The 10407-nt window shown below is 72.5% G+C and carries 9 protein-coding genes and 2 pseudogenes; 6 read left to right on the top strand and 5 right to left on the bottom strand.

All coding sequences use genetic code 11. From position 1 onward, the window contains the following. The 5 genes and pseudogenes from ACWGSR_RS32015 to ACWGSR_RS31995 form a co-directional block, all read left to right on the top strand. A pseudogene (locus ACWGSR_RS32015) lies at positions 1-222 on the top strand (2,4-dienoyl-CoA reductase); the annotation flags it as partial. A gap of 150 nt (positions 223-372) precedes the next feature. Next, positions 373-1293 carry an acetoacetate decarboxylase family protein gene (locus ACWGSR_RS32010; protein WP_376236672.1) on the top strand — a complete coding sequence of 307 codons (921 nt, stop codon included), beginning with the start codon at positions 373-375 and terminating at the stop codon, positions 1291-1293. A gap of 26 nt (positions 1294-1319) precedes the next feature. Further along, on the top strand, positions 1320-2915 hold the full coding sequence (locus ACWGSR_RS32005; protein WP_453571796.1) for a succinic semialdehyde dehydrogenase: 1596 nt from the start codon (positions 1320-1322) through the stop codon (positions 2913-2915). A gap of 74 nt (positions 2916-2989) precedes the next feature. Further along, positions 2990-3379, top strand: a complete 390-nt coding sequence (locus ACWGSR_RS32000; RefSeq protein WP_453571793.1) for a helix-turn-helix domain-containing protein — start codon at positions 2990-2992, stop codon at positions 3377-3379. Between the two features lie 75 nt (positions 3380-3454). After that, positions 3455-3607 (top strand): annotated as a pseudogene (locus ACWGSR_RS31995) (type 1 glutamine amidotransferase domain-containing protein); the annotation flags it as partial. Positions 3608-3722: 115 nt separating this feature from the next. Here the strand turns inward: ACWGSR_RS31995 and ACWGSR_RS31990 are convergent. The 3 genes from ACWGSR_RS31990 to ACWGSR_RS31980 all read right to left on the bottom strand — a co-directional run bounded on the left by ACWGSR_RS31990 (position 3723) and on the right by ACWGSR_RS31980 (position 7083). Beyond that, complete coding sequence (locus ACWGSR_RS31990; protein ID WP_453571792.1) at positions 3723-5102, bottom strand: neutral/alkaline non-lysosomal ceramidase N-terminal domain-containing protein; 1380 nt, start codon at positions 5100-5102, stop codon at positions 3723-3725. 213 nt (positions 5103-5315) lie between these two features. Beyond that, on the bottom strand, positions 5316-6692 hold the full coding sequence (locus ACWGSR_RS31985; protein ID WP_453571789.1) for a D-arabinono-1,4-lactone oxidase: 1377 nt from the start codon (positions 6690-6692) through the stop codon (positions 5316-5318). Positions 6693-6753: 61 nt separating this feature from the next. Next, positions 6754-7083, bottom strand: coding sequence for a hypothetical protein (locus ACWGSR_RS31980; RefSeq protein WP_453571786.1), 330 nt, complete (start codon positions 7081-7083; stop codon positions 6754-6756). 158 nt (positions 7084-7241) lie between these two features. Between ACWGSR_RS31980 and ACWGSR_RS31975 the strand changes: the two genes are divergently transcribed. Continuing rightward, the gene (locus ACWGSR_RS31975) at positions 7242-8168 is read left to right on the top strand and encodes a LysR family transcriptional regulator (RefSeq protein ID WP_453571783.1); all 927 of its coding nucleotides are present in this window, start codon (positions 7242-7244) and stop codon (positions 8166-8168) included. Between the two features lie 81 nt (positions 8169-8249). On the opposite strand, the gene ACWGSR_RS31970 is transcribed toward ACWGSR_RS31975, so the two are convergent. Continuing rightward, positions 8250-9434: an MFS transporter gene (locus tag ACWGSR_RS31970; RefSeq protein ID WP_453571780.1), complete on the bottom strand. Its 1185-nt coding sequence runs from the start codon at positions 9432-9434 to the stop codon at positions 8250-8252. A 227-nt stretch (positions 9435-9661) separates the two neighbouring features. Then, complete coding sequence (locus tag ACWGSR_RS31965) at positions 9662-10324, bottom strand: TetR/AcrR family transcriptional regulator (protein ID WP_376236703.1); 663 nt, start codon at positions 10322-10324, stop codon at positions 9662-9664. Positions 10325-10407 lie beyond the last annotated feature (83 nt).

Here is a 10407-nt window from a genome sequence, read left to right as displayed (position 1 = left end):
GACCGCCCCATGCGGCCGGTGAACTGGTCCGACAAGGCCCTCGCCTCCGCCGCGAGCATGGCCCAGGTCCGCCACCAGATGCGCCGCCTCGCCCGCGGTCGCCGCACCAGGTTCGGCACGAGCCCGGCACTCGCCCTCATGTCCGAACGCCGCAAGCAGCGCCGTGCCCTGCGCCGCTACCGCGCCTGGCTGACCGCGACGCGGAGGGCGAAGTCGACGTGATCCGCACGGTGCGGCCCGGATCGATCCCATGGGGGCCGGCCTCGTCGCCGAGATCCATCGGCGAGGATTCCGCCCCCCATTGTTGACGGTGCTCACATCGGGCTTTACAGTCATGTGTACACCGCTTACATGAGAGTGAGGGATTCCGCCATGTCCTCGTCGCAGCAGAGCACCGTGAAGGTCGATCTGGGGGGCCGGGAGGTCACCGTCCCCGAGGGGGGTCTGTACGACCGGTACCGGATGACCCCGGACCTGGACGCGATCGCCCGCGACCCCCGCGTCAGCGGAGTGGACTTCTTCCGGGAGCTGCCCAAGATCAAGGTCGACTCACCGATCGGCCCCACGCTGACGCCGAACTTCTACTACACGATGTCGAGCGCCCGGCTCACGATGGTCGCGCCCACCCGTGCGATCCGCGCCCGGCTGCCCGAGGAGCTCTCGCCGCTGGAGCTCGCGCCGGGTCTCGGGCTGATCTCGGTCATGTTCTTCCGTTACGACGTGTGCGACATCGACTTCTACACCGAGGCCGCCGTGGGCATCGCCGTGAAGCCCGCGCGACACGGCAAGCTCGGCTTCTTCGACCTCGTCACCGGCCTGAAGAACGAGCACCTCGACGGCTACGTGCTGTCGCTGCCGGTGAACTCGGACATCGCGCAGGTCCGGGGCCACGACGGCTACGGCTTCCCCAAGTGGGTCACCGGCCTCGACGTCGACATCGACCACCGCCGGACGACCGCCCGCGTGGCCAACGACGCCGGCGGAGTGGACCTGGCCCTCCTGGCCGACACGCCGAGGCAGACCGCCTACGCGAGCGGTGAGCGGGTGGGTTCGCTCACCTCGTACACGACGATCGACGGCGCCTGGCACTCCACCCTGAACCAGACCAACGTGCTCAACGCCGGTACGACGCGCAGCACCAAGGGCGTCTCCCTCCAGCTCGGCGAGGGCCGGATGTCCGACGACCTGCGCTCGCTGCGGCCGAAGCGGACCATCCAGTTCGACGTGATGACCGAGGGCCAGGCCGCCCTGCACATGCCGGTCCCCACCTCGGTCCGAAGCCGCAGCAAGTAACAGCAGAGCGAGAGGAGTCCCCCGTCATGGTCACCACATCCACCGGCCCGGCGGCCGTCCGCGGCCCGAGCCTTCCCCTGTCCCTCACCCCCGCCTTCCTCCAGCACCTGACCGCCCGGGTGTCGGCCGCGCCGAACGCCGCGCGCGTCACCACCACCGCCCCCTACACCGGCGTCCCGCTGGCCGACTTCCCCGTCTCCACCCCGGAGGACGTCGAGGCCGCGTTCGCCCGCGCCCGCACCGCGCAGAAGACCTGGGCGGCCACCCCGATCGCGGAGCGCAAGCGGATCCTGCTGCGCTACCACGACCTGGTGCTCGCCCGGCAGGACCAGGCGCTGGACCTGATGCAGGCCGAGAACGGCAAGACCCGCCGCGACGCCTTCCTCGAAGTCGTCGACATCGGGATCGTCTCGCGCTACTACGCGCGCAACGCCGCCAGGTACCTGGGCCCCAAGCGGCGGCGCGGGGCGATCCCGCTGCTCACCCACACCACCGAACTGCGCCACCCCAAGGGCGTGGTCACCGTCATCTCGCCGTGGAACTACCCGCTGAGCATGGCCGCCAGCGACACCATCGCCGCCCTGATGGCCGGCAACGCCGTGGTGCAGAAGCCCGACACCCAGACCGCACTGACCGCCCTGTGGTCGATGGACCTGATGTACGAGGCGGGCCTGCCCGAGGGCGTGTGGCAGATGGTGATCGGCCGGGGCAGCTCCATCGGCGGCGCGCTGATGGACAACGCCGACTACATGATGTTCACCGGCTCCACCGCCACCGGGCGCCAGATCGCGAGCGACGCCGGCCGGCGCCTGATCGGCGCCTCCCTCGAACTCGGCGGCAAGAACGCCATGATCGTCCTGGACGACACCGACATCGACAAGGCCGCCGAGGGCGCCGTCAACGCCTGCTTCCCCTCCGCCGGACAGCTGTGCGTCTCCATCGAGCGCCTCTACGTGGCCGAGTCCATCCGCGACGAGTTCGTGGCCGCGTTCGTCGCCCGCACCGAGAAGCTCAAGATCGGCGCGGCGTACGACTACAGCATGGACGTCGGCAGCCTCACCACCCCCGCCCAGCTCAGGACGGTCACCGAGCACGTCGACGACGCCGTGGCCAAGGGCGCCGCCGTCCTGGCCGGAGGCAAGGCCCGCCCCGACCTCGGCCCCCTCTTCCACGAGCCGACGATCCTCACCGACGTCACCCCCGACATGACCCTGCACTCCCACGAGACCTTCGGCCCCGTCGTCTCCGTCTACACCTACCGCGACGTCGACGACGCGGTCACGCAGGCCAACGCCACCGCCTACGGCCTCAACGCCAGCGTCTGGTCCCGCAACGGCGCCCGCGGCCGGGCCGTCGCCGCCCGTGTCCACGCCGGCACCGTCAATGTCAACGAGGCCTTCGCCGCGGCCTGGGGAAGCATCGACGCCCCCATGGGCGGCATGGGCGACTCCGGCCTCGGCCGCCGCCACGGCGCCGACGGCATCCTCAAGTACACCGAACCCCAGACCGTCGCCCACCAGCGGCTCCAGGGCTTCTACCCGCCGGCCCGCATCAGCCCCGAAACCTGGACCGTCCTCCTCGGCAACGCGCTCAGGGTGATGAAAACGGTCGGCATGCGCTGAACAGCGGTCACCCGAAAGGTATCCGCGCGCCACGCGCGGACGCGCGGGCCTCGCTGCGCCGGGCGGAGAGCGCGGTGCGGCTGATCCAGGACGGACTCCTGCCCCGCGGAGAGGTCCAGCGCTGCACCGACCACGCGGAGGAGCTGATCCTGCTGCCCTCCGCCGACCTCATCGACGAAACCGCACTCCGTCTGCTCACCACGCTGAGGGGCGTCGGCCAGGCCCAGGCGCGCCGCCTGGCCACGGCCCTTCTGGCCTGGATCGAGACCTCCGGCAGCGCCACGGACATCGCCGACCGGCTGGGGGTCCACCCCCAGACCGCCCGCTACCGTCTTCGCCGGATCCGCGAACTGCGGGGAGACGATCTCGACGACGCGGACCGGCGGTTCGAGATGCTCCTCGTCCTGCGTTCCCAACGCCTGCGAGGAATGCTCTTCGAGGGCGACGCACCACGAACGGCTTGATCGGGCCTTGAGGTGGATGCCGCCGCGTTCCTTGTCCATCAGCGCGAAGACCGCCGACACGCAGTCGCCGACCGAAGCTTCGGCCGCAGGGCGACCTGGCTCCTGGAGGACCGGCTGCGGGGGAGCGGGGCGGAATACTCCGAGGCCCGCCTGCCCCTGCGCCCGTACGTGGTCGTCGACCGCGACCTCTGCACGGGGCAGAACCCGCCCTCCTCCGACCGCCTCGCCGCCCACTCGGGCGCCACCTCCGGCGTCGTGGGACCCACCGCCGCCTTCGGGCTCGACACGCTCCGTGAGGGTGGTGCCGAGCTCGGGCTCGTCACCGTCTGGGCCCGGGCCGGCCTCAGGAGACGGTGAAGGGCCGCGAGACGCCGGTGAACGCGTCGACCGCTCCCGTCAGACCGTTCTTCGCGTCGCCGTGGTGGACGATCCGGTACGTCCCCGGCGGGGTGCCGGGCGCGATGTCCCAGGTGATGGTCGCGGTGGACTCCCCGGTCAGGGCGTTGGTGCGCCGCCGGCGGTACGTCGTCCGCCAGTCGCCGTCGTCGAGGTGGCGCACCCAGGTCCGGCCCCGCAGCCGCTGCACTTCCAGGAAGGTGCCGCCGCGGCGCGGATTGTTCTTGGGATGCCCGGTGACGAAGACCACGGTCACCCACCGGCCCGGCCGGTGGTCGGCCGCCGCGTCGGTGAGCACCTGGCCGTAGGAGCGGAAGAGGCCGGGAGCGTCCAGGACGACGCCTGGCTGGACGCTCAGGGTGCCGATCGCTGCGGTGGGCGGGGGAGCACCCGGCGAGAGCGCGGTCCCGTCCCGCAGTGAGGCGACCGGCTTCGCGAACTCCTGCTGGTACGCGGGCGCGGTGTACCGGCCGAACAGCGTGGAGGCGCCCTCGTACTGCTGCCCGTCGTACTCCTCGGGCGTGGTGACGTACTGGCCGTACCCGTTGGTGTAGCCCTGCATCAGCACGTTCTCCAGCGGGACGCCCAGTACTTCGGCAACGGCCCGGCGGATGCGGAGCCCGGCGACGACGGTGTACTCGGCGGGGCCGCCGATCAGGTGGAGCTGACCGCTCTTGAGCAGTTGCAGCGGAAGGACGTCGGGAGTCGCCCGGAGGAGTCCGCCGGGGACGACCGGGGTCTTGGGCGACTGCTCGGCGGCGAGCCACGGGGGGACCGCGGAGTCGACGAGGTCGATCAGCGGCGCGAGCGGGGAAGGCACGCCCTCGAACAGACCGGGGATGCCCGGCCCGTCCTCGACGCTGCCGGCGAGCGTGGAGAGGCCGATGACGCCCGAGCTGGTGCGGTGGGTCCGGCCGTCGGGCGTGTAGCGGCCGTCGACCCGGACCCGGGACATGTCGACGTAGCGCAGCCGGGAGTCGACGCCACCGCTGACCGGGGTGGTGGCGGAGGCGTGGATGCGCTGGGCGGCGGTGCTCTGGCGCAGGCCGATGATCCGGGTGTTCTCGAACTCGCCGCCGATCGGGCCGGATCCGGGCGCGAGGCCGAGGTTGGGCGACATGTCGCCGGCGTTCGCCCGTGCGCGCAGCCGCTGGTGGATGCCGCCGGTCTGCTGGTCGGGCTTCGAGTACCCCATCATGCCCCTCTCGGCCGCCGCGCCGGTGATGTCGGCGATTCCGCGGCCGACCAGGTACGGGTACGGGGCGGGCGCGTCCGCCGCGGCGGCCCGGCCGGTGCCGACCGCCGGGCCGCCGGCGACCGCGGCCATCAGATGGAGTCCTTCTCTGCGCGCGAACGACGGTGTTTCCACGTGTCCTGCCTCCGGATCGATGGAGTGTCCCTCGGGGGTGTGACGCGGACGACCGCGCACGCGGTCGGTGGAGCACGCTCGCGGCGGTGTGCCGTCGGCGCGGAACGCGGTGTGCGCGTCGGGGCGGGACCACACCGCGGCACCGCCGACACCCGGAAGCCCGTGGCTGGGCTACCGCTCCTTCGAGGTCCGACCGCCGGTGCCGGCGGACGACGGAGCGGTGTCCGGGGCCCTGACGGGGCCGAGCACCCGGCGCAGGTGGGCGTTGGTGAAGGTGCCCCGCGGATCGAGCCGCGAGCGGACCGTCTGGAACCGGTCCCACGCGGGATAGCGGGCGGCGAGGCCGTCCGCCTCCATCAAGTGCCGTTTGCCCCAGTGCGGCCGGCCCTCGAAGGCCAGGGCGATGTCCTGGACGCCGCGGAAGTACGGTTCCCACGGCATGCCCCGGTACATGTGGACGGCGAGGTACGCGGTCTCGCGTCCGTAGGCCGGGCTGAGGTGGGACAGCTCGTCCGGGGCCACGAACCGCACCTCGATCGGGAAGCCGACGTCCAGGCGCTCGCGCTCGATCACCCGCAGGATCTCCCGGAGGACCTCGGCGCAGGCGGCGCGCGGCACGGCCCACTCCATCTCCGTGAACCGGACCGAACGCCTGCTGGTGAAGACCCGGTGGCTCTGGTCGACGTACGCGGAAGGGGTCATGAGCCGGGTGACGGCCCGGTTCAGGGCCGGGATCCGGGACGGGAAGCGCCGGCCCGCCCGGCAGGCCGCTTCGAAGACGCCGTTCTCGGCGAACTCGGTGATCCTCTTCGCCAGCTCGTGCGGAGGCCGGACGGCCTCGTCGGTGCGGTTGTTCAGCTTCACCAGGGCGGCTTCGGCGTGGGGGAGCGCGAAGAACTCGAAGTGGTCGTTGCCGTCGACGAGCTCGTCAAGGCGGGCGAGCGTCCGGGCGAGCGGCATCGTCCTGGTCTCGGCGCGCAGCGCGAACGCCGGTACGACGCGCAGGGTGTAGCCGGTGATCACACCGAGCGCCCCCAGGCTCACACGGGCCGCCCGCAGGACCTCGGGATCTGCGTCGGTGCAGGTCAGCGTGGTGCCGTCGGCAAGCACGAGGTCGAGGGCCTCGATCTGGGTGGCGAGGTTGCCCAGCTTCCGGCCCGTCCCGTGCGTGCCCGTGGACATGGCGCCGGCGACGCTCTGCCGGTCGATGTCCCCGAGATTGGGCAGGGCGAGGCCGTGGCGCGCGAGCTGCAGGTTCAGATCGGCCAGCCGGGTGCCCGCGCCGACCGTGACGAGCCCCGCCTCGGCGTCGACGTGCCGCAGGCCGCTCAGCCGGTCCAGGTTCAGCAGCAGGCCGTCCGTACAGACCTGGTCGTTGAAGGAGTGGCCGGCTCCGACGACGCGGACGGTCCGGCCCTCCGAGGCCGCCCGCCCGGTGACGGCGGCGACCTCGTCCACCGAGCCCGGCCGAAGCACCTGGCGGGGCGTGCAGGACTCGTCACCCGCCCAATTGGTCCAGGTGCCTGCCGGGGGAGTGCTCTTCTTCATTCCATGACCTCCTGGGTCTCGGGCCGTCGGGGCGCGGGCCGTTCCTGTGTTCCGGGCACGATCACCTGGCGTCCCCCGTCTCCGCGGTGCCGAGCACGGAGGCGACGACCCCGTCGAGCGCGTCCCCGTAGGGCGGGAACACCACGTCGATCAGGTCGTCCCGACCGCGCCGGACGACGCCGCGCGGGTCGGAGAACTCCCGGAAGCCGTCCACCCCGTGGTGACGGCCGTGACCGCTGCGGCCGATCCCGCCGAACCCGAGGGCCGGCACGGCACCCTGCACCGCGCAGGTGTCGTCCACCCGCACCACCTCCACGCCCCGGCTCCCGGCCTCCTCGACCAGGCCGGCGAGCCGGACGTCACCGGCACCGACGGTTTTCGTGAAGTTCATCGCTCTCCCCTTGGCCCATCGCGGACGGTCCGTCGCGGATGGCCCGGCACGGACGGCCCGGCACGGACGGCCCGTCGCGGATGGCTCATCGTGGCGGCGAGCCGAGTGTGAGGTGAAACACCAATCTCGGCGCGATCTACAATCCTGAGATTGTGGATATGAATCTGCGCAGGCTGCGCTCCTTCGTCGCGTTGGCCGAGGAGCTGCACTTCACCCGGGCCGCGGCGAGACTCTTCGTCGCCCAGCAGTCGCTGAGCAAGCAGATCTCTCAGCTGGAGGCCGAACTCGGGACGCCGCTGCTGCACCGCACCTCCCGCACGGTGGAGCTCACCCCGGCGGGGGAGGTGTTCCTGACCGCCGCCCGCGAGGTGCTCGCCCGCTTCGACCAGGGCGTGGCCGAAGCACGGAGGGTGGGCCGGGGGGAGCAGGACACGCTGAGGGTGGGCTTCATCGTCGGCGCCGCACTCGAACTGACCACGCACATCCTGGCCGAGTTCACCGGGCGCCACCCCGACGCCCGCGTCGAGCTCCACGAGTTCGGCTTCGCCGACCCGTCCGCCGGCCTGGCCGGCGCCGACACCGACGTCGCGTTCGTCCGACTGCCCAGTTCCACCCACGGCCTCGTGGTCACACCGCTGTTCACCGAGCCCTGCGTCGTCGGAGTGAGCACGGCCCACCCCATGAGCCACCGCGACAGCGTCCGCGTGGCGGAACTCCTCGACGAACCGATCGCCATCGGCCGCACGGACGACGGCGCCTGGCGCGACTTCTGGACCCTGGCCGGACACCGCGCCGGCAGGCACGCGCGGAAACTCGTCGAGACGCACTCCCAGAGCGAGGAGGTGGAGGTCGTCGCCGCCGGGATGGCCTGCAGCGTCACACCGGCGGCGGCCCGCCGCTACTCGCCCCACCCCGGAGTCCGGTACGTGCCGATCGGCGATCACCCGGGCTCGGTCGTCGCCGTGGCCCGTCGCTCCGGCCGGCCGAACCCGCTCGTCGCCTCGTTCGTCGACGCGGCGGTGGCGGTCCGCGACCGTGAGACGGGGATCCTCCGCATGATCCGGGGATCCTCCGAGGCCGACTGACCGCGCGCTCGCCGACAGGGGCCGTGCGCGGGGGAGGGACGTGGAAGGGGCGCCGGGCGCCCGAGCCCGGCGCCCGCCGATCTAGCCGTTGTGGACCGGCACCCGCCGGGTCACGAGCCAGGCGACGGCCAGCACCACGACCGGAAGCTGGAACGCCGCGGGCGCCCCGGCGAGGTCGACGAGGACGCCGACTCCGACCACGCCGAGCACCGCACCGACGTAGTTGAAGAGGTTCACCCGGGCGATCACCTCGTCGCTGCGCTCCGGCAGGATCCGGCCGGCGGCGTCGAACGCGACCGGCACGAGGACCCCGACGGCCAGACCGCTGACGGTGAAGCCGAGGACCGCGGCGACCGGCCCCGGAACCAGCATGACCACGAGGCCGCCGGCGACGCCCGACAGGCTCGCGCCGGTCAGGAGCACACCGAAACCGAAGCGCCGGATCAGCGTGTCCGTGGCGAGCCGTGCCACCAGCACCCCCACCTGGTACGCGATGTAGCCCGACGGGGCCAGCGCCGCCGTCAGGCCGAGGCCCGTCAGATGGACCGCGCTCCAGGTGCTGATCCCGGAGTCGATGGTGAAGGCGGCCAGGACGATCACACCGGCGGCCAGGACGGGAGCCCCCGGCAGTCCGTCCCGCTTGCCCGAGCCGTCCTTCGGACGGGCCTGTGCCGCACGGGCGGGGTCCAGGAAGCGCACCCCGAAGACCGAGAAGGAGACGTGCGCCACCGCGGCACAGACCAGAGCCGCCGCCGCGCCGCTCACCGACAGCACGAGCGACATCGTCAGGACGCCGACGACGGCCCCGCCGGTGTAGAAGGCGAAGCAGCGCCCCAGGGCGAGACGCCCCAGGCGGCGCTGGACCAGCACGCCCTGCATGCTCGACGCGGCGTCCACCATGCCGAGTCCGGTGCCGTAGACGGCCGCGGCCGCCACGAACGCGGACGTGCCGGGAGCGACCGCCAGCGCGACCGTCCCGAAGGCCTGGACGCCGAAGCCGATCTGCACGGCGCGCCGGCTGTCGGCACGCACGGCGACGAGGTCGGCGACGACAGATCCGGCCGCGGAGGCGACGCACACCCCGAGCAGGGTGACGGCGATCGTGGTCGCGTCCAGGGAAAGCCGCAGCTGGAAGGAGGGAAGCGAGGTGGAGACGACCGCGTAGCCGAACCCCTGCAGCGCGTACACCGTTCCCGCCGCCGTGAGCGCGGCTCTGCCGTCGCACCGGCCGTCACGGACCTCGGGGGCCCGGGTCCCGGCGGTCATCGGGCGTGTTCCGGGTGGGGAGTCCGGACGACCCCGACCGTTTCGTGGACGGAGGACGCGGCGAACGACGCACCGGGTACGGAACGGGGATCGGAGGACGCGGCGAACGACGCACCGGGTACGGAACGGGGATCGGAGGACGCGGCGAACGACGCACCGAGTTCGGCACGAGGATCGGCGGACGCGCGGACGCGTTCATCTGTGTCTGTGGGCATCGGCTGCTGTCCTTACACGGGGAAACGGGAGGAGGGCGGGTTGCCGCGGCCGCGATCGGACGGGCCGTGTTCCTCGGTCGGCAGGGGAGCCGCCGCGGCGGCGAACGCGGCGGCGGCGAACGCCGCGGTCCTGCGGGCGGCCTCGGTGTCGTGGTCGGCCAGCCAGGTGGTGGTGATGCCGTCGACGACGGCGACCAGGTGCCGCGCGAGCTCCTCCAGCGGGGCCGTCCACACGGACGAGGTCACCGTCGCGACACTGCGCAGCAGGCCGGACGCGGCCTCGTAGTAGGAGCGGTACTGATCCCGCATCTGTCCGTGCTCGTCGTGCCTGCGCGCGAAGACGGCGAGTTCGAGCAGCGCCAGCTCGCGCCGCGGATCCGCTTCCAGAAGGTCGATGTAGGCGTCGAGTCCGCTGCGGACGGCCGCCTCGACCGACGTGCTGTCCGCCCAGGACAGCTCGGCCGCGAGGCGCTCCTCGTCCGTGACGCTCTCGATCACCGCGCGCATCAGCGCGTCGTGCGACGCGAAGGCGTAGTGGAACGCGCCCAGCGGCATCCCGGCCTCGGACACGATGGCCCGTGTGGTCGCCGCCGCCACACCGCGCTCGGCGATGACCCTGATGGCGGCGGAGACGATCTCCTCGCGCCGCTGCTCCAGCGGTATGCGCCGCATCATCGGCGGCCCCCGCGCGAGCGGCCGGCCACGACGGGTCGCAGCCTCCGTTCGGCGCGGGCCGGACCGTCGCCGGAGTCGCCGAA

It is taken from the genome of Streptomyces sp. NPDC055632 (genome assembly GCF_053618675.1).
This window is presented reverse-complemented; position numbering and strand designations above follow the sequence as displayed.

Bases quoted from the DNA above. Each gene is read 5' to 3' on its own strand.
- ACWGSR_RS32010 (WP_376236672.1), top strand. From the start codon at position 373: ATGTCCTCGTCGCAGCAGAGCACCGTGAAGGTCGATCTGGGGGGCCGG.
- ACWGSR_RS32005 (WP_453571796.1), top strand. From the start codon at position 1,320: ATGGTCACCACATCCACCGGCCCGGCGGCCGTCCGCGGCCCGAGCCTT.
- ACWGSR_RS31990 (WP_453571792.1), bottom strand. From the start codon at position 5,102: ATGGCCGCGGTCGCCGGCGGCCCGGCGGTCGGCACCGGCCGGGCCGCC.
- ACWGSR_RS31985 (WP_453571789.1), bottom strand. From the start codon at position 6,692: ATGAAGAAGAGCACTCCCCCGGCAGGCACCTGGACCAATTGGGCGGGT.
- ACWGSR_RS31980 (WP_453571786.1), bottom strand. From the start codon at position 7,083: ATGAACTTCACGAAAACCGTCGGTGCCGGTGACGTCCGGCTCGCCGGC.
- ACWGSR_RS31975 (WP_453571783.1), top strand. From the start codon at position 7,242: ATGAATCTGCGCAGGCTGCGCTCCTTCGTCGCGTTGGCCGAGGAGCTG.
- ACWGSR_RS31970 (WP_453571780.1), bottom strand. From the start codon at position 9,434: ATGACCGCCGGGACCCGGGCCCCCGAGGTCCGTGACGGCCGGTGCGAC.
- ACWGSR_RS31965 (WP_376236703.1), bottom strand. From the start codon at position 10,324: ATGATGCGGCGCATACCGCTGGAGCAGCGGCGCGAGGAGATCGTCTCC.